The following is a 20,918-nucleotide window of genomic DNA, read 5'->3' as shown; positions in this document are numbered from 1 at the left end:
CGCTACTGGGCGGTGCTGGGTTGTGTGGCCGGGGCAGCGGGCGCGGTAGACCCGGCCGGTGCCGGTAGCGATGCCGCCGGCTGTCCGGGACCTGGCTTGCTTGCCGGATCACGGAAGTAGCGGAAGAACTCGGACTCGGGCGACAGCACCATGGTCGTTCCGCTGTTGTCCAGGGCCGTGCCATAGGCATTCATCGAGCGATAGAAATCGAAGAAGGCCGGATCGCGCTTATAGGCATCGGCGAAGGTGGCGCTGCGCTGCGCCTCGCCCTCGCCGCGCAGGATCTCCGATTCCTTCTGCGCCTCGGCGACGATCTCGACGACCTCGCGGTCGGCTCTTGCCCTGATGCGCTGCGCCGCCTCGTTGCCGCGTGCCCTGAGCCGCTCGGCTTCGGCCAGGCGCTCGGCCTTCATGCGGTCGTAGGTCTGCTGCGAGACTTCCGCGGTCAGATCCGTCCTGCGGATGCGCACGTCCTCGATATCGAGGCCGAGCGAGGTGGCGTCGGGCCGCAGCTGATCGCGTACTTCGCGCATCATCACGGCGCGCTCCTCGGAGAGTGCCGCCTCGAAGTCGCGCAGACCGTAGACGCGGCGCAGCGCCGCATCGAGGCGCGTCTTCAACCTGGCTTCGGCGAGTTCCACCTGGCCGGATACCGCGGCGCGGAAGGTGCGCGGATCCGAGATGCGGTAGGCGATGAAGGCATCGACCTCGTAGAACTTGCCGCCGGAGACCTGGACGCGGATATTGTCCAGGTCGAAGCGCATCACCCGCCTCTCGATCATCTGGACGCTGTCGGCGTCGAAGAAGGCGAATGGCGCCTTGAAGTAGATGCCGGGCTCGCTCTTGACGTCGATGATCTCGCCGAACCTGAGCACGATCGCCTGCTGGCCCGCATTGACTACGAACACCGAGGAATAGAGCAGGAACAGGAGGACCGCCGCGAGGACGGCAATGATGGGAAGACGGTTGGCCATCACTGGTTACCTCCCGTCGTGGCGCCCATGGGGGCCGGCGCCGGCGGCGCCTTCGGCTGCAGTGCCGGCAACGGCAGATAGGGAAGCACGCCCTGCCCGTTGCCCTGTTCGACGACGACCTTATTCGAGTCCTTCAGGATCCTCTCCATCGTTTCCAGATAAAGCCGCTTGCGCGTCACGTCGGGCGCCTTGGCGTATTCGTTGTAGACGGAGATGAAGCGCTGCGCCTCGCCTTCCGCCTCCTGCACGACGCGGTTCTTGTAGGCGGCCGCGTCCTCGCGGATCTGGGCCGCTGCGCCGCGCGCCTGGCCGAGCTTCTGGTTGGAATATTGGTTGGCCTGCTCGACGAACTTGTCCTCGTCCTGCTCGGCGCGCTGCACTTCGTCGAAGGCATCCGCCACTTCGCGCGGCGGTGCTGCGTCCTCGATCGAGATCGCGTTGACCTGCAAACCGGCCTTGTAGCCGTCGAGCGTCGTCTGGATGATCTCGCGCACCGCGGCCGCGATGCCCTGGCGATCGTCGCGGAAGATGTCCTGCGCCGGCCGCCGGCCGACCGCTTCGCGCATGGCGCTCTCGGCCACTTGCGTCAGCATGCCGTCGGGATCGGAGACGTCGAACAGATAGGCCCGTGGATCGGAGACCTGGTAGGCCACCGAGAACTGCACGTTGACGATGTTCTGGTCGCCGGAGAGCATGAGGCCCGAAGTCGTGCCCGAACCGCCGCCGATGCTGACCAGTTGCTCGGAGATCTTGGCCGTCTCGACCGTTTCGATCGGCCACCAGTGGAAATGCAGGCCGGGCTGCGAAAGTTCGGCCTTCGGCTTGCCGAAGCGCAATTCGACCGCGACCTCGTCCGGCTGCACGGTATAGACTGCCTTGAAGGTCCACAGCACCACCAGCGCCAGCGCGATCAGCCCGAAAACAGCCGGACTGGCGCCACCGCCGCCGGGAAGCGCACGCCGCAGCCTGTCCTGGCCGCGGCGGATGATGTCTTCGAGGTCGGGAGGCGAACCGGGAGGGCCGCTCGGCCCCTTCGGCCCCTGCCCCCAGGGTCCCTGATTGCCGCCGCCGCCCCAAGGGCCGCCGCCACCGCTCTTGTCGTTCCAGGGCATGAATGTCCTTTCGCTCGGGATTCCCTCAAGGCCTTACGGCGCAATCCTAATCTCGTACTTCTATAGGGACGCCTTGACGCGCTTTCAACGCGATCTGCTGTCCGCACCGTCCGATTTGGGCCGGCAGCGACCCTTTGTCGTCTCAATGACCCTCGCCCCGCCTCTCATAGACAGTATAGCGCGTCGCGTGGCTGTCCTTTTCGCCCGCCGGAAAATCTTGCGCGCGGACGATCCGCCAGATTGCGGGGTCGATCGGCGGGAAATGCGCGTCGCCGTCGACCGTGGCCAGCACATGGGTGACATGCAGGCGATCGGCAAGCGGCAGCGCCTGGGCATAGATTTCGCCGCCGCCGACGACGCAGATTTCCTCCGCGCCGGCCATGCAGCGGCCGCGCACCCTGGCCAGCGTAATTGCCTCATCGAGCGAATGGGCGACCTCGATGCCGTCGGCGCGCCAGCCCTTGTCGCGCGTCACCACGATGTTGAGGCGGCCGGGCAGCGGCCGGCCGATGCCTTCATAGGTCTTGCGGCCCATGATGATCGGCTTGCCCATCGTGTCGGCCTTGAAGCGCTTGAGATCGGTGGAAAGCCGCCACGGCAGGCCCCCGTCGCGCCCGATCACGCCATTCTGGGCAATGGCGACATAGATCGCGATATCCATCAGTTCGCGCTGTCCGACGGCTCGAGGATCAGGATGTCGATGTCGTGCTCGGGATAGTAATCATCGGCCGTCATCTCGAAGCTGGTCGGCCCGGTCTTTCTGACATTGTCGCCGCAGAACGAGACCAGCGCCTTCGGATTGCCCTTCTCGACGGTCAGCTTGAACTTGCCGATGCTGCCGGCCGCCCAGTTGCCGCCCGTGGTCAGGATATAGGCAATGCGGCTTTCGTAGTATTTCGGATAGCCGTCCGGATTGTCCTTGGCCTCCTTGCGCACCGCGTTCTCGAATGTCTGGTCCATGCAATAGCGGCTCTTGTAGGTTTCGTACTGGCCCTGGAATTTGCCGTCATAAAAGAAACTGACCGATGACGTGCCGCCGACGCTCGGCCTGTAGCGGTGCGAAACGTGAACGTCCTTGTTGGCCGGAAAGGTCGAGCGCCACCAATAGGTCGAACGCAACTGCCAGAACGGCGAGTAGGAAGGCGTGGTGCCCGGGTCGCTGGAGGCGTCCTGGATGACGATGCCGCGGTTCTCCCAGTCTTCGGCAACCGCCTTCGGCAGCTTCGCCAGCGCCGCCTTTGCCGCGTCGCCGAACGGGTTGAACGGCACATTCTGCGCCTTCAGGTCTTCGCTGATGTCGATGCCGAGCGCGAACACTTTCTGCTCGAGCTGCGGCTTGGCAGGCGCGCCGTCGATCGTCACCTCGAAGCCGAGAAAATTGTCGCTCTGGTTTTCAGGGATTGCCGGCATTTCCTCGGGATCGCCCGAAATATCGGGCATCGGGAAGGCAACGATGGCGTCGACATCCTTGTCGGTGTTGTTGTGGAAGACATAGTCGACCGTCACCTTTTCCGGCGAGATGAAGAGATCCTCGCTTTGCATGGCCACCGCATCGCTGCGCGACAGGATCAGCCCGCCGGTGCCGAGCTCGGCGACCGAATCATTGGCGAAGGCCGGCGCGGCCGCGAGCGTGAGGGCTGCGATCAGAACGGTGCGGAACATGAAAATCCCCTTTCGCGGCAATGCCGCGGCCAACCTACCCGGTCGGCCCGGTGTTTCAAAGCCCTTCCCGCATAGGAGCCGGTCTGGCACCAGCAGCGATCTGGACACACAGATCGCGATCGGGCAGGAGAGCGCTCATGCGCAAGCTTCTCGTCATCGGCATCGGCGCCGGCAATCCCGAGCACATGACGGTCCAGGCCATCAACGGCCTGAACCGCGCCGACGTGCTGTTCATTCCCGACAAGGGCGCCAGGAAGAGCGATCTCGCCGGGTTGCGCCGGCATATTTGCGACCGCTTCGTCACCAATCCGCAATCGCGCCGGGTCGAGTTCGACGTGCCGGTGCGGGCCGAGCCTTCTTCTTCCTATCGCGCGACCGTCGATGACTGGCACGAGGCGATCGCGTCGATTTATGAAGGGCTGATCCGCGACGAGCTTGCCGAAGATGGCTGCGGCGCCTTCCTGATCTGGGGCGATCCTTCGCTCTACGACAGCGCGCTGCGCATTCTCGAGCGGGTGCGCCAGAGAGGCAATGTCGCGTTCGAGCTTGAAATCATCCCGGGCATCACCGCGATCCAGGCGCTTGCCGCCGCCCATGCGACCGCGCTCAACCGCATTGGCGATTCGATCCTGGTTACCACCGGCCGCCGCCTGTCCGAGGAGGGCCTGCCCGCCAATGCCGGCTCGACGGTGGTGATGCTCGACGGCAAATGCGCCTTCAACACGCTGGCCGACAGGGATGTCTTCATCCAGTGGGGAGCCTATCTCGGCACGGAGGATGAAATCATCCTGTCCGGCCGGCTCGGCGATGTCGGCGCCGAGATAGAAAAAATCCGCGAGGAAGCCCGTCGAAGGAAGGGCTGGATCATGGACACCTACCTGCTGCGCAAGCCGGACGAGCCGGAGGAATAAGACGAGCTATTCTCAGCCGGCGTCGATTTCGGCCTGCAGCGCAGCCATATGCGTGGCGGCCGCCGAACTTGCCGCCCGCTCGATGGCGCGGAAGCGGCTGACGACGGCCAGGCCAACCGGCGTGAGCTGGGCGCCGCCGCCTTTCTTGCCTCCGGTCTGTGCAGCCACCAGCGGCTTGCCGAACACCCTGTTCATGTCCTCGACGAGGTCCCAGGCGTGCTTATAGGACATCTCCATGCCGCGCGCGGCGGCGGAGATCGAGCCGAAGGCGGCGATCTGCTCCAGCAACTCGATCTTGCCCGGCCCGATGCGGCCGTCGGGATCGAGGTTTATGCGCAAGCTCAGCGACGGCATCTCTGCTCCTCCGCGATCAGATTACCTCCTCTGCGGCCCTGGCGCTATTCCAAACCAACATAGCGACATTGTCCTTTGGTCAACCATCGGCCTCGGCAGGGAGGCCTGCGCCGGTGTTTGCCTGGTCGAAGCTCACTGTCTTGATCACCGCAAAGACCTTGCCGCCAAGCTTCAGCCGCAGCGTCTGCTTTGACTGCTCTGTAATGCGCGCCAGCACGATTGCGCCGTTGCAGTCGATGGCGATTTCCACCGTGGGCCCGACGCCAGGCCTGACCGCCGTAATCGTTCCCGCCAATATATTGAGCGCGCTGAGCCCGACCGGCTGTTGGGTGGCGATCATGACATCGCGGGCACGAATGCGGATGCGGACCGGCGCGCCCGCCGGTATCGCCAGTCGCGGCACACGGATCTCGCCCGCCAGCGAGCCAAGGATGCTCATGCCGAAGGCCTCGTCATGGCGCAGCACCCTGGTGTCCAGCACCGCGCCGCCCTCGCCGCGCTCCGCCTCCGGCAGCAGGTCGAGCCGCTGCATGATCGCAGTGGTCGGGCCGGAGGCCATGACTTCGCCTTGCGCCAGCACCACGACGTCGCTGGCCAGCCGCGCCACCTCGGCGACGGAATGGCTGACATAGACGATCGGGATCTTGGTCTCGTCGCGCAGCCGCTCGATATAGGGCAGGATCTCCGCCTTGCGCGCATCGTCGAGCGAGGCCAGCGGCTCGTCCATCAGCAGCAGCTTCGGGCTGGCAAGCAAGGCGCGGCCGATCGCCACCCGCTGCTTTTCGCCGCCCGACAGTTTCGCCGGCCGCCGGTCGAGCAGATGACCAATGCCGAGCAGGTCGACCACGGCGTCGATATTGGCATAGCGCTCGGCTGATGGCGTGAACCAACGGCCGTAGCGCAAATTGCCGGCGACGCTCATATGCGGGAACAGCCGCGCGTCCTGGAATACCATGCCGATCCGCCGCTTGTGCACCGGCACGAAGATGCCGGCGGCGACGTCGACCAGCACGCGGCCGTCGGCAGCGATGCGCCCCTTTTCAGGGCGGATCAGCCCGGCGATCAGGTTGATCAGCGTCGACTTGCCGGAGCCCGACGGCCCGAACAGCGCCGTCAGCCGGCCGGCGCTCTCGAAATTCGCCTCGAGTGCGAAATCGCCCAGCCGGTGGCGGATATCGACCGCAAGCGTCATTCGATGTCCATCCGCCTGCCCACCCGCCGCGCCAGAACCTCCGAGGCCACGAGCGCGACCATCGAGATGACGATCGAAATCAGCGTCAGCCTCAGCGCGCCGGCGTCACCGCCGGGCACCTGGGTGAAGGTGTAGATTGCCGAAGGCAGCGTCTGCGTCTCGTTGGGGATGTTGGAGACGAAGGTGATCGTGGCGCCGAACTCCCCCATCGCCTTGGCGAAGGACAGGATGGCGCCGGCGATCAGGCCCGGCAGGATCAGCGGCAGTGTGATGGTGCCGAACACCCACAGCGGATTGGCGCCGAGCGTGCCGGCAGCCGCCTCCATCTTGCGGTCGACCGCCTCGATTGACAACCGGATCGCCCGCACCATCAGCGGAAAACCCATGACGCCGCAGGCAAGTGCCGCCCCCGTCCAGCGGAACGAAAAGACGATCCCGAAATGCTCGGCAAGGAAGGCGCCCGCCGGCCCGCGCCTGCCGAAGGTGAGCAGCAAAAGATAACCGGTAACCACCGGCGGCAGGATCAGCGGCAGGTGCACGAGCCCGTTGAGCAGGGTCTTGCCCCAGAACCGGCCACGCGCCAGCACCAGCGCGATCGCTATGCCTGGCGGCAGGCTGGCGATCATCGCCACCGTCGCCACCTTGATGGACAGCCGGACCGCATTCCATTCGTCGGGAGTGAGGTCCAGCAGCCAATTCATATTGCGATTGAAGGCCTTCTCAATTGCTCGGTGTGAGCACCGTGAAACCCTGCTCCTTGAACAGGTCCGCCGCCTTGCCGGACTCGACGCACTTCAGGAAGGCGGTCGTATCCTTGTCCTTCGAATCCGCCGTCTGGGCAATCGGATAGATGATCGGCGGGTGCGAATCCTCGGGGAAGGTGCCGACCACCTTGACGCCCTCCTCGGCATGCGCGTCGGTGGCGTAGACGATGCCGAGCGGGGCCTCGCCCGTCGAGACCAGCTTAAGCGCGGCGCGGACGTTCTCGGCCTGCGCCACCTTGCTCTCGATCGACGACCAGACGCCCAGCGATTCCAGCGCCGCCTTGCCATATTTGCCGGCCGGCACGGCCTTGAAATCGCCCATGGCGAGCCTTCCATCGCCGATGAGCCTGGCGAGGTCGAAGCCTTTCTCGACCTTGATTTCGGCCGTGGAGTCCTTCGGCGCCACCAGCACGATCCGGTTGCCGAGCAGCTTCACTTCAGTGTCCGGCCTGGTCAGCTTCTTGTCCGACAGATACTTCATCCAGTCGAGGTCGGCCGAGATGAAGACGTCGGCCGGCGCGCCGCCCTCGATCTGTTTGGCAAGCGCCGAGCTCGCCGCATAGGAAATGGTCGCGGCTTCGCCGACCTCGTGCTCGCAGGCCTTGTTGACCGCATCAAGCGCATCCTTGAGGCTGGCCGCAGCGAACACGATCACCTTGTCGTCGGCATGGGCAGCCGGCATCGCCGCCATCAGCGCCGCCGCGAAACCGCCGACGGCCATTGCTCTCAATCCAAAACCTTTGCCCGTCATGAACTCTCTTCCTGCGTTTGAATGCCGATCGGCGCGAAGCCTGCCAACCGATATATCCGGATGAATATAACAAAGGAAGGCTTTTCACCTGTTGCGCGCATTGTACGGCGGGATCTTCGCAGCCTACGATGAAGCCAGCAGACACAGCGAAGGTCAGGAGAGACGCATGAAGATCAGCGCCCGCAACATGCTCAAGGGAACGATCACCGAGATCGTCAAGGGAGCGACCACCTCGCATGTCAAGATCGATATCGGAGGCGGCGCCATCGTCACCGTCTCGATCACCAACGAGGCGGCCGCCGACCTCAAGCTGGAAATGGGCAAGCCGCTTATGCCGTGATCAAGGCATCGGACGTGATGGTCGGTATCGACTGAGCACGTCAGTGGCTCAGGCGGCAAGCCTGTGGATCAAGGCGTCTTCGACATATATGCCGTTGATGGTGTTGTGGGAAAATCGCACTTCACCAAGACCATCAACTCGCATTGCAATACCTAAACCGGCGATAAGCCGGTCGTCCGCCGATGTTATTTTTACCTTACTAAGATCTAAAATTGATTCCTCTGGATGTAAGTTGCGCCAATCAGCGGCAATAGTTGCCGCATCGAGGTATTTTTTTTCAAGGTCCTTTCGAGGGCCGCGATACGCTATAATCATACGCCAATTGTCGACATCGCTGTTGTACAACCAGAGCGCGGCCGCAACCCCAAAACCTTTTTCGTCAAGAGCACGAATTAAGTTGATGCCGGCATCGATGTCGGTCCTTACCAACGCTCCTGAAGCCATCTGAATATTCCTTGCACTTCGTCGACCATGGCGTTTCGCATCGCCGTCGCCTCAAACACATCTATTATATCGTAGCGAGAAGCCTCATTCCAATCTGAGACTGCCGACCAATGGCCATCGAAAACCGGCGATGCGATCCGGCTTTCGGTGAGATCTGCAGACAAACCAGCCAACCCTATAAGCCTGTTGAGATCATGGCTATGAATATCTTGGACGAATTTCTTGTCAGGAATCGTATCAGATTGAAAAAGCCTCGAAATACGCGACTTGATGGCAATCTCTGCGGCATAGCCGAAGAGATAGTAGGCGTTCGAGTAGCGCTCGTTTTGAAATAAAAGCTCTGCGTCTTGCAGCTTTGCGTTGGCGATCGCCTGGAGCGTGGTCCTTTCCAGCGTCATACCGCGATCGGCGCCTTGATGTTGGCGTCGGCGACGTAATTTTCGAGGCGGAAATCCTCGAAGCGGAAGGCAAAGAGGTCCTTCACCTCCGGGTTGATCCACATCGTCGGCAGCGGCTTCGGCGTGCGCCCAAGCTGTTCGCGCGCCTGCTCGAAATGGTTCGCGTAGAGATGCGCGTCGCCCAGCGTATGGACGAAATCGCCGGGCTTGAGCCCGGTCACCTGCGCCACCATAAGCGTCAACAGGGCGTAGGAGGCGATGTTGAACGGCACGCCGAGGAAAATATCGGCCGAGCGTTGGTAGAGCTGGCAGGAAAGCCTGCCTTCCGAGACGTAGAACTGGAACAGGCAATGACAGGGCGGCAGCGCCATCGCCTCGACTTCGGCCGGATTCCAGGCCGAGACGATCAGCCGGCGCGAATTGGGATTCTTGCGTATCTCCATGAGAAGGCCCGCGATCTGGTCGATCCCGCCGCCATGTCCGTCCGGCCATGAACGCCATTGCTTGCCGTAGACTGGACCGAGATCGCCATTTTTGTCGGCCCATTCGTCCCAGATGGTGACGCCGTTGTCGTTGAGATATTTGACATTGGTGTCGCCGGCCAGGAACCACAAAAGCTCGTGGATGATCGATTTCAGATGCAGCTTCTTGGTGGTGGTGACGGGAAAGCCGCGCGACAGGTCGAAGCGCATCTGGCAGCCGAACACGGAGCGCGTGCCGGTGCCGGTGCGGTCGCCGCGATCGGCGCCGTTCTCCAGCACATGCTTCAACAGGTCGAGATATTGGCGCATCGGCTTCGCCCTCGATTCGGGATCGCCGGCCATAATAGCCGACCAACCGCCGGCCGAACACACCAAAACCGTGCGCGGATCGCGTTCGGATGGGGGACGGCGCCGGCACGATGTCGCCGGCGGCCGTGGCGGTATTGGTTCAGAGCGAACCCAGCTTGCCGAGATCCTTCGCCACCAGATAATAGAACGTCACCCGGTTCTTGGTGTGGTCGGCCGCCATTGCCTTGCAGACTTTCTCGATCGAGGCATCCGCCTTGCCGGCGTCGGCAACACCGAGTTTCTTGGCAACCCAGCTTTCCCGGACCCGCTCGAGCTCCTTCGGATCCGTGCAGGACACCAACGAGGAATCGCGGTTCCTGAGCGCGATGCCCAGATGCTTGACGATCTTCTCGACCGCATCGGCGCTGGCGCCGGCGTCGTATTTCTTCACATCCGCAAGATAGTCGGCCATCAAACTTCCCCTCGTCGGCGCCACGGATCCGATCGATGAGGGCTGTGGCGCGCTACGCAACCTACGCGCTAGGTCTGAAACTCCTCACCGCCTGCGAAGCTTCGGTTGAGCGCGCGAGCAAGTCAACCCTCGGCGGGTCCATTTTGACATAGGGACAAAGTCGGATGCGGCCTTTCATTTTCCATGACGGGTTCCTATATTCGCTTTGTCGGCTTGACCGACTATGGCGATAAACAGGCGATGAAATAAGCCGTTCGGACCCGGGGGCGGTACCCGGCGCCTCCACCAAAAACCGCTCGTTCAAAAGGAGCGGCTTTTGCTGGGGGCGAAATAGGATCGACGAAGGTGTAAAGATCGTACTTTTGCCCGGCATTGTACCACCGTTATCGGGCTAAACTTATAGTTGCCAACGACAACTATGCGGAAGCTCGTCTCGCTGCTTAATGCGGCGCGAACGCTTCAAATCAAGCCCTAGGGGTTCGCACTTCTAGGCGGGGTTCGGAGGTACCTGGCAACAGAAACCTCCACCTTCCCCCTCTTTTATGCCCCCCGCCGCCGTTCAACCGAACGGCCTGCGGTCCTGAAACTCTCGCGATCATGAAAAAGGCCCGGCAGGCCCGGCCTTTTTCATGATGCTTTACTCCGCTGGCGCTTCCACCGTTTCCCGCGCACGGCCAAGCGTGACCTTGGCCAGCGTGAACGAGATCACCGCACAGAGCGTGATGCCGGCAACCATCGGCAACGGCGTGCCGTCGAAGAAGATGCCGGCGACGCCCATGGCGAGCGCGCCGATGGCGAAATGCAGCGTGCCCATCAACGCCGAGGCGGTGCCGGCGATCTCGCCATGCTCCTCCATGGCCAGAACCGAGGTCGTCGGAATGACCAGGCCAAGAAAGCCGTAGCCGACGAAGAGCAGCGCGGCCATCACATCGAGCCGGTCGACGCCGGAAGCCATGATCGCGAACAGCGCCACCATCGTCGTGGCATAACCCGTCACCGCTACCCAGACGACGCGCTTCAGCCCGAACCGCTCCGCTAGCATTCCGGTCAGCTGCGACATGCCGATGAAGGCCACCGCATTTATCGAGAAGAACACGCTGTAGACCGACGGCGACAGCCCATAATGATCGATCAGGATGAAGGACGAGCTCGACAGGTAGACGAAGAAGCTGGCGATGCCGAAGCCGGCGATCGCCGTCAGCCCGAGGAAGTTGCGGTCGCCCATCAGGAACCGGTAGCCGGCAAGCGCCGTGCCGAAGGACGAGCCGGCGCGCTCCTCGACCGGTCGCGTTTCCTTGAGCGAGGTCGCGAGCAGGATGGTGGCCAGTACCGCGGCGCCCGTCACCGTCCAGAACACGGCGCGCCAGCCGAAATTCTCGATGATCTGGCTGCCGGTCAGTGGCGCCAGGATCGGCGACACCGAAAACACCAGCATCAGCAGCGACATCAGCTTGGCGGCCTCGTTGCCAGTGTGCAGGTCGCGCACGATGGCGCGCGGTATGGCCATGCCGGCGCTGGCGCCGAGGCCCTGCAGGAAGCGGAAGGCGATCAGCCACTCGATGGTCGGCGCCATCGCCGAGCCGACCCCGCCGACCATGAACAGCGCCAGGCCGCCATAGAGCGGCAACTTGCGGCCGACCATGTCGGAGATGGGCCCGACGACGATCTGGCCGAAGCCCATCGACAGGAAGAAGATCAGAAGGCTCATCTGCACGGCAGCGGTGCCGGCCTTGAGATCCTCGCCGATCGAGGGCAGCGCGGGGAGATACATGTCGATGGCGAAGGGGCCGATTGCGGACAACAAGCCGAGCACGACCGCGATGCGGAGGAATTTGGGACTCATGATAGCGCTTCTTTCGGATCTGGTTTGCCGCGGCGAAAAGAACCGGCGTCTAACCCCAGGACGTTCCATCCCATGGAAACCCGACATCAGAGAGCGAATTTATTCGTCTCTTGAGAGCGAATTTATTCGTCTCTTCAAAGCGAATTTATTCGTCCAAGAGGCGCGGATTGCCATTTTATTGTGTCCACAAATTTAGACAGTCTTGTCCAACTCGTCAATCACCGCTATATAGTTTTTCATGAAATCGAGTGTCTCTCCTGACACCTTCCCGCCACGCAGCCACGAGGCCAAGCGCATCTCGGTGGTCGACGCCGCCGCTTCCGTTTTCTGCCGCGAAGGTTATGCCGGCGCCAATATCGACCTGATCGCCGCCGAGGCGGGCGTCTCGCGCCAGACCGTCTACAATCACCATGGCGACAAGGAAAAGCTCTTCATGGCGGTCGTGCGCGACCTGACGGAACGGTGCAATGCCGGCATCTTCGCCACCATCGCCACCTTCCCCGACCAGCCGCGCGATCTCGAGGCCGACCTGATCGCCTTTGCCGTGCGCATGAACCAAAATTGCATCTGCAGCCGCGACGGCCGTTTCCTGCGAAAGCTGATCCAGGCCGAAGGCGGGCGCTATCCCGAGCTCTTTGCCGAGTGGCGCGAACGAGGCCCTGGCCGGACCTGGTCGGCGCTTGCCGCCCGCTTCGCCCGGCTCGCTTATGCCGGCCACCTCTCGATCGAGGATCCGGATGTAGCGGCGCGCCAGTTCCTGGCGCTCGTGAACGCGGAGCTGCAGATAATTTTCATGCTTGGCGGCACGCCGACAGAGCACGAGGTGCTGCAGTCGGCGACAAATGGCGTTCACACCTTCCTGCGCGCCTTCGGCAGACAGAAGGTACCGGCCATCAAGCAGTCCTCGCTGACCCACGCCTGAGCGACGAAATTGCTGGCACCCCTCTTGGCCTGAGCGCTTCGCGCCTATATCCGGTTTACGCCGCGCCCAAGCTTGATTACAGCTATGCGGACGATTCAACGGAACCCGACCGTCACATGGCCGACGATCACATCCGCTACGATATTCTGGCCCAGGAGGCTCTGCGCGGCGTCATGCGCAAGGTCCTGGCCGAAGTCGCGCGCACCGGCCTTCCCGGCAACCACCACTTCTTCATCACCTTCCTGACCGGCGCGCCGGGCGTGCGCGTGTCGTCAAGGCTGCGCGAGCGCTATCCGGAGCAGATGACCATCGTCATCCAGTTCCAGTACTGGGACCTGAAAGTCACCGAAACCGGCTTCGAGGTCGGGCTCTCCTTCTCCGACGTTCCCGAAAAACTCGAAATACCCTTCTCCGCCGTGCGCGGCTTCTACGATCCCTCGGTCAATTTCGAGCTCGAATTCGACGTCAAGACTGAGAGCGCGGCGGAAGAAGAGATCGCAGCACCGGCACCGGCCGTCGTGCCGGAGAAAAAGCCCGAATCGAAGAAGAAGGCCGCCGAGGTCGAAAAGAAGACGGCCGTCGCCGAGACCGGCGGCAAGGGCGCCGACGTGGTTTCGCTCGACGCCTTCCGCAAGAAGTGAAGCGGCGAAATGGGCGAGGTCGTCAATCTCCGCCAGGCCCGCAAGCAGAAAGCGCGCATCGAGAAGGAACGCCTGGCTGGTGAGAACCGGGCACTGCACGGCCGCTCCAGGGCCGAGCGCCAGCGCGACCGGCTGAGCGCCGACAAGGCGGAAAAGTTCGTCGCCGACCATCGCCGCGAGAAACTCGGCGATAAGGACGAACGCTGAGCGCCGCGATGACCGCGGTCGAAAAACGCTCGGTGACGATCCGCGGTCATCGCACCAGCTTTTCCCTGGAAAAGCCCTTCTACGACGATCTCGTCGCCATCGCCGCGTCGCGCTCGCTGTCGCTGGCCGCACTAGTCGCGGAAATCGACGAAACGCGGAGCCGCGACGCCAATCTCTCCTCCGCGCTCAGGCTCTATGTGTTGGCCTGGGCCAAGCGCGGCGGCAAGGCATCTTGACAGGCCCCGGAGCAATTCCACCAAAGACGCCTAGCGGTTTTCCGTCCGGAATTGCGTAAGGAAAATAGTTCGAGCGAGCCGGCCATCCGGTAGTCACTGAAGCCGGGGCAAGCTTTCCCGTGCAAAAAGAAAGTTGCCCAATTGACTGATCCCCAGCCGATCACCAACGACACCATCCTGCGGATTCTGCATATTGTTCTCGTCGAAATTCGTGCGACCGATAATCTCGACAAAGCTCGGATGCTTGCTGACGCGCTCCATAATGCGCCAAGCATGATTGCTTCTGGCTGTGAGCCGCAAGACACTTGGACAACCGTCCTCTCCACGGCTCATCGGCTTGAGATTGAGCCTTATATCACCTCGCTCCTGCGCCATGTTCTATCGAAGCAAAATTCGAACTGAGACACGAACAGCCATTCTATAAAAGTTGGACCGCTCTAGCCGGCAGTATCGCTGACGCTCTGCGGCCCTTTGCGCCGGGCGCCGAAGCTGAGCAAGGCGGAACGGTCGCGCTCTTCCGCCAGCTTTTTCGAACGCACCCGCATCAAATCCTTCCAGCCGACATAGCCGACCAGCCGCGCGTCCTCGCGCGACACGACCGGCAGATGCGAGACGTTGGCCAAGAGCAGCTTGTCGGAAAGTCCTTCCAGATATTCGTCCGGATAGGCGAGCGTGACCTTGCTGCCGGCCAGCAATTCGCCGAGCGTCGCCTTTCGGTGCATGCCGGCACGGCGCCAGCGCAGGATCGCCGGCGGGTCGATGACGCCCAGCACATGCCCCTCTTCGTTGATCACCGGGAAACTCGGATGCCGCGTGTCCGGCGCGGTCAGGAACGCGGCCGCGCCATGCAGCGTCATATTCGCCGGCACGCTCTCGACCTTGGTGGTCATCACTTCACGGACCCTGGTCAGCGCGAAGGGATCGACGCGGTATTCGCGGACCAGATGATGCCCGCGCCGCGCCACCTTCTCGGTCAGGATCGAGCGCTTCATCAACAGCACGGTGACGGCATGGGCGGTGGCGCAGGCAGCGATCAGCGGCACCAGGACATGCGTGTTGCCGGTGAGCTCGGTGGCAAAGAAGGTCGCGGTAAGCGGCGCGCGCATGGTGCCGCCCATGGTCGCAGCCATCGCCAGCAGCGGCCAGAAGCCTGGACTCGCCTCGGGCAGGATGCCTGAAAGGACCGCCCCCATAGCGCCGCCCATGATCAACAGCGGCGCCAGCACGCCGCCCGACGTGCCGGAACCCAGCGCCACCGACCAGATGATTGCCTTGACCACCAGCAGCAGGAGCGCAGCAGTCGCTACCGTGCGGCCATCCAGCATATTGGCGATGTTGTCGTAACCAACGCCGAGCGCCTGCGGTTCGATCAGGCCGCCGATGCCGACTACGAGGCCGCCGATCATCGGCCACCACATCCAATGAATGGGCAGTTTCTGGAAGGCGTCCTCGCAACGGTAGACCATCTGCGTCAGCAGCCCGGACAGCAAGCCGGCGGCAATGCCGACCAGCACCCAGCCGCCCAGCCCGGCGAGCGACGGCTCCATACTGCCGGTGAACGGGAAGATCGGGCCCGGCAGGTGCAGCAAGGTGCGCTCGACCTCGGCAACGACTGCGGCCACGGCGACCGGAATGAAGCTGCGCGGCGTCCATTCGAACAGAAGCAGCTCGACCGCCAGCATGATGGCGGCGATCGGCGTACCGAACACCGTCGTCATGCCGGCCGCGGCACCCGCCACCAGCAAAGTCTTGCGCTCATTGTCGCTGACCGGCAGCATCTGCGCGATCAGCGAACCGATGGCGCCGCCGGTCATGATGATCGGCCCCTCGGCGCCGAACGGCCCGCCGGAGCCGATCGAGATCGCCGACGACAGCGGCTTCAGCACCGCCACCTTGGCATCGAGCCGCGAGCGCCCGAGCAGGATCGCCTCGATGGCCTCGGGAATGCCGTGGCCGCGGATCTTCTCGCTGCCGAAACGCGCCATCAGCCCGATGATCAGCGCACCGATCACCGGCACGATGATCGAGGCATAGCCGAGCGGGGTGTCTTCCAGTCTCAGCTCGGCCAGTGTGAACTGGCCGAAATAGGCGATGTTGGTGGCGAGCCGGATGAGCTTCAGCAGCACGATGCCGGCAAACAGCCCTGCCGTCGCGACCACGATTGCGATGGCCGCAATCAGCAGCACCCGCGGATCGGTGGTGAAGTCGCGGAGATGGCCGTTGCCGGCGTGAGCGGATTTCATGGGGATCTCGACTTTCTGATGGCGCATGCGCCGTTCGGTGTCCGGCGGCTTCATATCGTAATACGATATAAATCTTCAAGGCCGTTCTCGCCCGCCGCACCGCGTCATTTTAGGCAAGGACTGCGCCGGGCCGTTGAGCTTTCGCGGGAAAGCACCATAAGTCGGGATATGACGCCGCCAAAGAAACCACGTCCCGCCATCAGCCAGGCCGACTACCAGCGGCTGTCGGAGTTCCGCTACCTGATCCGCCGCTTTCTGGAATTCAGCCAGATCCAGGCGCACGATGCCGGCCTGACCCCGCGCCAGCATCAGGCGCTGCTGGCGATCAAGGGATATCCCGGCGGCGGACCGGTAACGATCGGCGATCTGGCGGAGCGGTTGCGCATCCGCCATCACAGCGCCGTCGAACTGGTGAACCGCCTTGGCGAGGCCGGGCTGGTGACGCGGGATCAGGACAAAGCCGACCAGCGCCGCGTGCTGCTGCAGCTCACCCCGCTCGCCGACGATCGCCTCGCCGATCTATCGGCCGCCCATCTCGACGAACTGTCGCGGATCGAGCCGATGCTGCGGCGCCTGCTTTTTCGTCAGGAGCCGACGTAAGCCGGGCGCCGCCAAATTGCTGAACGCGCGGTACGCTGAACCGACAAGCGTCAGCCGCCGTCCAGCGATTTCAGGAGATTGTCGATCGTGAACGGATTGGCCTTGGGTTTCGGCGGCTCTGGAGCCGAACCGTCATTGACGCCGGGAAGCGACCGGTCGACCTTTGGCGCCTGCTCAGCCGCCTTGCGCTCGGCCTCCAGCCTCGCTTGCTCGGCCTTCTTGCGTTGCGCCTCGGCCCGGGCTTTGGCCGCGTCCTCGGCGGCCTGTTGCTCCGCCTTGGCCTTGGCATCCGCCTCTGCCCTTGCTTCAGCCGCCGCCTTAGCTTGCGCCTCCGCCTCTGCCTGAGCTTTGGCGTCCGCTTCCGCCTTGGCTTGGGCTTCCGCGTCGGCCTCAGACTTGGCCCTTGCCTCTTCCTCCGCCTTGGCCTTCGCTTCCGCTTCAGCCTGCGCCTCCGCTTCGGCTTTTGCCCTGGCTTCGGCCTCGGCCTTCTGCCGCGCCTCTTCCTCCTGTCGGCGCAATTCCTCCGCCGCACGGTCGCGCTCGGTCTGCAACGCCGCGTAGTAGCGTACCTCGCGCCGCAGCCTCTGCTTTTCGAGCAGTGCCGCCTGCATCGCCTCGACGCGCTGCTGCTCCTTCTCCAGCGCGCGCTGGGTCAGGAATTGCGCCAGGGGATCGCTGTCGAACTGCGGCCTGGCGGCGCCGAGAGGGCCTGCCACGCTGAAATTCACCGCCGGTTCGGACCCGACCAGCGCCTCGTCGCCGGGACGGTAAGTAATCGCACCCGTGGCGGAAACGGTGCTGGCATTGAGGTCGGCGGTAACATCGGCCGACAACGTAGCTGCCGGATTGTTGAAGCTTATCGGCGGCGCCCGCAGTATACCGCCGGCGACGGTGAAAGCGACGTCCGCATCACCGGCGGCGAAACTGCCGTCCCCGGCGATCTGCGGCGCGAAACCGGCGGTCTTGGCGGCATCGATGTCGCGCCCGATGGCGTCGGCTTTGGCGATGATGGCGGCGAAGCCGTCGGGATTGATGCCGGCGATATTCAAGCCTTTCAGCGCGGCCGTGCCGGATCCCGACAAGGCGGCAATCATGGCATCCACCGACTTGCCGCTGGTCGACAGCGCCGCCGAAATATCGCCGCTGCCGCTCACGCCGGCGCCTGGCAGCACGGCCGCGAGATCGCCGCCGGCGAGCTTCATCTGGCCCGAAAACAGGCCGGTTCCCTCGGTGTTCTTGAGTTCGAACAGGCCGGTCAGCGCGCCGCCGTAGAGCTTGGCCTTCAGGTCCGAGACATGGATGCCTTCCCGGTCGAGCTTCAGCGACAAGGACGCATCATGCGCCGCGGCGAATGGCCCGGCGGCCAATGCGGTCGCATTGAGATCGAGATCCGCACTGAACGGCAGGCTGGATTTCTGGCTGAACGGCGCGGTCGGCCAGCCGCCCTTGGCGGCCGTGAAGGACTGGTCGCCGAACAGGGAGACCGCCAGCGGATCGAGGTCGAGCTTGTCGAGCGCCAGCGCGCCGGCGAGATGCGGCAGCCCGTCCTTGATGTCGACATTGACGTCGCCGGACACCGCCGCCTTGTCGATGGCGCCGGTGAGGCCGCTCAGCACCAGCAAGCCGTTGCCGAAATCGGCATCGGCGGCGAGCGACGTCGAGGTTCCGGTCCCCATGCCGGGCAGGCCGATGCCGGTCGTCATCAGCCACGGCTCGATGTCGGAGGCGACCAGGCTGACCTTGCCCTTGGCAGTGGCGCCCTGCTGTGTGTCGGCGACGGTGCCGTTGAAGCCGGCCGAGAAATCGTCGGCCGTCAGGCTGAAGCTGGTCGCCAGGCCGCCGCCGAGCGTGCCTTTCGCCGAGACGTCGGTGGCCGCATGGCCGAGCATGCCAAGCGGCAGCGACGGCAGGCCGTAGAGCGCAAGCAGCGTGGCGGCGTTATCGTTCCTTGCGTTGAAGGTGAGCGAAACCGGCGCCTCGGGCAAACGATCGGCCGTGCCCTTGCCGGAGAGCGAAGCCGAAAAGGCCGAGCCGCCCGCCCGCCCCTGCGCGGAGAGCGCCAGCCCGGTGGTGCCGTCGCCATTGTCGGCGGCGCTGGTCACCAGATCGATGCGGGCGTCCTGGAACAGTTCGGGATAGGCGGCCACCCTGGCCGCCAGACCCTTGAGCAACCGATTGTCGGGATAGTGCTGCGCCGCGATGTCGATCAGCGGCTTCAGGTCGACGGCAACGACCGAAGCGTCGAGCTTGCCGGTCGGGCTTTGCGGAAAATCCTTGATCCGGCCGGTGGCGCTGATCGATGCGCCGGCAAGCCCGCCGACCGACAGCCGGTCGATTTCGAGCAGCCCCTGGCGCAGCCTCAGCGCCGTGTCCACCGTATCGGCGGTCAGCCCGCCGGCGCTGACCGGTCCCGCCTTGATCTCAAAATCGAGGTCGCGGTCGGAGAAACGATTGGCGCCCTTGTCGCTGACGAAGAGCGAAGCGAAGGCGGCCAGTCCGTCGACATCGAGATCGCCGCCCTCCAGCCGCATCAGCACCGAGGGCCTGGCGCCGTCGGGCTGGCTGGAATCGATCTGGCCCGAGAATTTCGCTTTGCCGAGGATCAGTTCGAGATCGCTGAACTTCTGCCGGTTCTCGCTGAGATCGACCTTGGCCTTGAAGCCGGCGGCCGGCAGGCGGCGGATCGCCTCGTCGACATCCTTGGACAGCCAGGCGGCGAAGCCGGAGGGCTGCCCGACCGCAAGCAGCAGCGACCCGGTGAAGCCGAATCGATCCTGGACGCTCAGCATGCCGTCGGCCTCGAGCGTCGCGCGGCCGGGCAGCGTCGCGGCAAGCGACTTGACCGACCAGCCGCCTTCGACCGGCTCCGCCGACAGTCGTACGTCGCGCACCGTCGTGTCGCCGGCGACCACTGCCGGCAGCTTGACTTCGACGGTGCCCGGTATCGTCGGTTTCGGCATATGAAGCAGCGTCTGCTCAAGTGCTGTGATGCGCTGGTCGAGCGTCAGCCCGGTTCCGGCGGCGGCACCCACCGCCTCGTCGAACTGGACCTGCGCGCCGCTCGCCTCGATCGAGAAATGCGGTTTGGCGCCGAGATCGACCGAGGCCTTGCCGTCCGCGGTATAGGGATTGTCGAGCGGTCCGGTCTCGAAGCGGAACTCGTCCACGCCGAGCCTCTGGTGGTCGAGGGCAAATTTGCCGTTCAGCCGAAAGCCCGGGTCGGGCTTGCCGGTGCTGACCTTGACCGGCTCGCCGTCGGTGCCGCGCAGTTCGGCCGAATTCCGGTCGGCGCCATTCTTGTCGGAATATGAAATCTTGAACTGGCCGGAATAGACCGCCGCGCCCTTGATGAGGCCGGCATTGCCGTCGGTTTCGATGACCAGCGGATAGGCATCCGGATCGGCCTTCAGCCGCAGCCGCATCTGCCCGTCGGCTTCGACCCTGCCGGTCGAGGCCGTGACTTCCGTGCGCAGGCCGTCGAAGCGCAGCGATCCATCCATGCGCCAGGGGCCGGCGAGCGATTTGGCCGAAACGGTCGAGTTGATCTCGGAGATGAAGTGGCTGCGCCCGCCCGCTGCGTGGCGCAGCTCGATTTGCCCTTCAGTCACCGTCAGCTTCTCGATCGAGATCTGGCCGGGATCGAAGGGCGAGGATGGCCGCATCGCCCAGTCGACGGTGCCGTTGGCGGCGACGTCGATGATCGCTTTCGGATGCACCAGCCGCATGTCGAAGATCAGCAGCTCGCCGCGCAGGAACGGCGCAAGCTCGGCATCCATGGAGAAAGTCTCCATCGTCATGGCCGGCTGTCCGCCGGCCCCGCCCGCGACCTCGACATTCGAGAAGGTCACCGACGGAAAGGGCAAAAGCCTGGCGGTCGCATCGCCCCTCACCGTCACCTTGCGGCCGAGCACGGCGCTTGCCTCGCGCTCGAAGTCGGCGCGATAGCCCGTCCAGTCGACAAAATACGGCACCACCAGCGCCGCGCACAGCACCAGCACGAACAGGCCACCGACAATCACGAACAGGCGTGCGAGCATCTTCTCCAGAGCGTCAGGTTGAAGTCAGCCGCACTCTACCCGCAT

General features: G+C 63.9%; 22 protein-coding genes, 1 other RNA gene and 1 pseudogene. 8 read left to right on the top strand and 16 right to left on the bottom strand.

All coding sequences use genetic code 11. From position 1 onward, the window contains the following. Window positions 1-2: 2 nt before the first annotated feature. The 4 genes from hflC to FJ974_RS13180 form a co-directional block, all read right to left on the bottom strand. Complete coding sequence (gene hflC / locus FJ974_RS13195) at window positions 3-974, bottom strand: protease modulator HflC (protein WP_140530430.1); 972 nt, start codon at window positions 972-974, stop codon at window positions 3-5. Further along, a complete protein-coding gene (gene hflK / locus FJ974_RS13190) occupies window positions 974-2,086 on the bottom strand; it encodes an FtsH protease activity modulator HflK (protein ID WP_140530427.1) in 1,113 nt (370 codons plus the stop codon). Before hflK ends, hflC begins: the two co-directional genes overlap by 1 nt. Before the next feature lie 142 nt (window positions 2,087-2,228). Beyond that, entirely contained in the window at window positions 2,229-2,747 is a 519-nt protein-coding gene (locus tag FJ974_RS13185; protein ID WP_140530425.1) for a dihydrofolate reductase, read from the bottom strand. Continuing rightward, on the bottom strand, window positions 2,747-3,748 hold the full coding sequence (locus FJ974_RS13180; RefSeq protein WP_140530422.1) for a DUF4424 domain-containing protein: 1,002 nt from the start codon (window positions 3,746-3,748) through the stop codon (window positions 2,747-2,749). Before FJ974_RS13180 ends, FJ974_RS13185 begins: the two co-directional genes overlap by 1 nt. Window positions 3,749-3,885: 137 nt before the next feature. Between FJ974_RS13180 and cobF the strand changes: the two genes are divergently transcribed. After that, window positions 3,886-4,659 carry a precorrin-6A synthase (deacetylating) gene (gene cobF, locus FJ974_RS13175; protein WP_140530419.1) on the top strand — a complete coding sequence of 258 codons (774 nt, stop codon included), beginning with the start codon at window positions 3,886-3,888 and terminating at the stop codon, window positions 4,657-4,659. A 12-nt stretch (window positions 4,660-4,671) separates the two neighbouring features. Here cobF and FJ974_RS13170 read toward each other — a convergent pair whose 3' ends face one another. From FJ974_RS13170 to modA, 4 genes are all read right to left on the bottom strand, one after another. After that, complete coding sequence (locus FJ974_RS13170) at window positions 4,672-5,013, bottom strand: winged helix-turn-helix domain-containing protein (RefSeq protein ID WP_140530416.1); 342 nt, start codon at window positions 5,011-5,013, stop codon at window positions 4,672-4,674. A 79-nt stretch (window positions 5,014-5,092) separates the two neighbouring features. Then, complete coding sequence (modC, locus tag FJ974_RS13165; RefSeq protein WP_140530414.1) at window positions 5,093-6,205, bottom strand: molybdenum ABC transporter ATP-binding protein; 1,113 nt, start codon at window positions 6,203-6,205, stop codon at window positions 5,093-5,095. After that, entirely contained in the window at window positions 6,202-6,906 is a 705-nt protein-coding gene (gene modB / locus FJ974_RS13160) for a molybdate ABC transporter permease subunit (protein WP_140530411.1), read from the bottom strand. Before modB ends, modC begins: the two co-directional genes overlap by 4 nt. 19 nt (window positions 6,907-6,925) lie before the next feature. Continuing rightward, complete coding sequence (gene modA, locus FJ974_RS13155; protein WP_140530408.1) at window positions 6,926-7,720, bottom strand: molybdate ABC transporter substrate-binding protein; 795 nt, start codon at window positions 7,718-7,720, stop codon at window positions 6,926-6,928. A 166-nt stretch (window positions 7,721-7,886) separates the two neighbouring features. Between modA and FJ974_RS13150 the strand changes: the two are divergent. Beyond that, window positions 7,887-8,095: pseudogene (locus tag FJ974_RS13150) on the top strand (TOBE domain-containing protein). A 13-nt stretch (window positions 8,096-8,108) separates the two neighbouring features. Here the strand turns inward: FJ974_RS13150 and FJ974_RS13145 are convergent. From FJ974_RS13145 to FJ974_RS13130, 4 genes are all read right to left on the bottom strand, one after another. Next, window positions 8,109-8,504 (bottom strand): hypothetical protein, encoded by a 396-nt coding sequence (locus tag FJ974_RS13145; RefSeq protein ID WP_140530405.1) that lies wholly within the window; start codon window positions 8,502-8,504, stop codon window positions 8,109-8,111. Continuing rightward, window positions 8,483-8,902 carry a HEPN domain-containing protein gene (locus tag FJ974_RS13140; RefSeq protein WP_140530403.1) on the bottom strand — a complete coding sequence of 140 codons (420 nt, stop codon included), beginning with the start codon at window positions 8,900-8,902 and terminating at the stop codon, window positions 8,483-8,485. Before FJ974_RS13140 ends, FJ974_RS13145 begins: the two co-directional genes overlap by 22 nt. Continuing rightward, entirely contained in the window at window positions 8,899-9,693 is a 795-nt protein-coding gene (locus FJ974_RS13135) for a thymidylate synthase (RefSeq protein WP_140530894.1), read from the bottom strand. Before FJ974_RS13135 ends, FJ974_RS13140 begins: the two co-directional genes overlap by 4 nt. Before the next feature lie 139 nt (window positions 9,694-9,832). Next, entirely contained in the window at window positions 9,833-10,144 is a 312-nt protein-coding gene (locus FJ974_RS13130; RefSeq protein WP_140530401.1) for a DUF2853 family protein, read from the bottom strand. Between the two features lie 168 nt (window positions 10,145-10,312). Between FJ974_RS13130 and ssrA the strand changes: the two genes are divergently transcribed. Continuing rightward, window positions 10,313-10,673: a transfer-messenger RNA gene (gene ssrA / locus FJ974_RS13125) on the top strand. A gap of 108 nt (window positions 10,674-10,781) precedes the next feature. Here ssrA and FJ974_RS13120 read toward each other — a convergent pair. Further along, a complete protein-coding gene (locus FJ974_RS13120; RefSeq protein ID WP_140530399.1) occupies window positions 10,782-11,987 on the bottom strand; it encodes a multidrug effflux MFS transporter in 1,206 nt (401 codons plus the stop codon). A 238-nt stretch (window positions 11,988-12,225) separates the two neighbouring features. Between FJ974_RS13120 and FJ974_RS13115 the strand changes: the two genes are divergently transcribed. The 4 genes from FJ974_RS13115 (at window position 12,226) to FJ974_RS13100 (ending at window position 13,993) form a co-directional block, all read left to right on the top strand. After that, on the top strand, window positions 12,226-12,909 hold the full coding sequence (locus tag FJ974_RS13115) for a TetR/AcrR family transcriptional regulator (protein WP_140530397.1): 684 nt from the start codon (window positions 12,226-12,228) through the stop codon (window positions 12,907-12,909). Between the two features lie 116 nt (window positions 12,910-13,025). Then, window positions 13,026-13,550, top strand: a complete 525-nt coding sequence (locus FJ974_RS13110) for an SspB family protein (protein ID WP_140530395.1) — start codon at window positions 13,026-13,028, stop codon at window positions 13,548-13,550. 9 nt (window positions 13,551-13,559) lie between these two features. Beyond that, the gene (locus FJ974_RS13105) at window positions 13,560-13,757 is read left to right on the top strand and encodes a DUF4169 family protein (protein WP_140530392.1); all 198 of its coding nucleotides are present in this window, start codon (window positions 13,560-13,562) and stop codon (window positions 13,755-13,757) included. Window positions 13,758-13,765: 8 nt separating this feature from the next. Continuing rightward, window positions 13,766-13,993, top strand: a complete 228-nt coding sequence (locus tag FJ974_RS13100; protein ID WP_140530390.1) for a ribbon-helix-helix domain-containing protein — start codon at window positions 13,766-13,768, stop codon at window positions 13,991-13,993. Window positions 13,994-14,086: 93 nt separating this feature from the next. On the opposite strand, the gene FJ974_RS13095 is transcribed toward FJ974_RS13100, so the two are convergent. Together FJ974_RS13095 and FJ974_RS13090 are read right to left on the bottom strand one after the other, a co-directional pair. Continuing rightward, on the bottom strand, window positions 14,087-14,368 hold the full coding sequence (locus tag FJ974_RS13095; protein WP_140530387.1) for a hypothetical protein: 282 nt from the start codon (window positions 14,366-14,368) through the stop codon (window positions 14,087-14,089). Between the two features lie 62 nt (window positions 14,369-14,430). Further along, complete coding sequence (locus FJ974_RS13090; protein ID WP_140530384.1) at window positions 14,431-16,236, bottom strand: chloride channel protein; 1,806 nt, start codon at window positions 16,234-16,236, stop codon at window positions 14,431-14,433. Window positions 16,237-16,404: 168 nt separating this feature from the next. On the opposite strand from FJ974_RS13090, the gene FJ974_RS13085 reads away from it, so the two are divergent. After that, the gene (locus FJ974_RS13085) at window positions 16,405-16,836 is read left to right on the top strand and encodes a MarR family winged helix-turn-helix transcriptional regulator (protein ID WP_140530382.1); all 432 of its coding nucleotides are present in this window, start codon (window positions 16,405-16,407) and stop codon (window positions 16,834-16,836) included. Between the two features lie 50 nt (window positions 16,837-16,886). Here FJ974_RS13085 and FJ974_RS13080 read toward each other — a convergent pair whose 3' ends face one another. Then, window positions 16,887-20,873, bottom strand: a complete 3,987-nt coding sequence (locus FJ974_RS13080) for an AsmA-like C-terminal region-containing protein (RefSeq protein WP_140530379.1) — start codon at window positions 20,871-20,873, stop codon at window positions 16,887-16,889. Window positions 20,874-20,918 lie beyond the last annotated feature (45 nt).

The organism is Mesorhizobium sp. B1-1-8, assembly GCF_006442795.2.
GTDB lineage: Bacteria > Pseudomonadota > Alphaproteobacteria > Rhizobiales > Rhizobiaceae > Mesorhizobium.
Note: the sequence above shows the minus strand (reverse complement) of the source record. Positions and strands in the feature narration are given on the sequence as shown.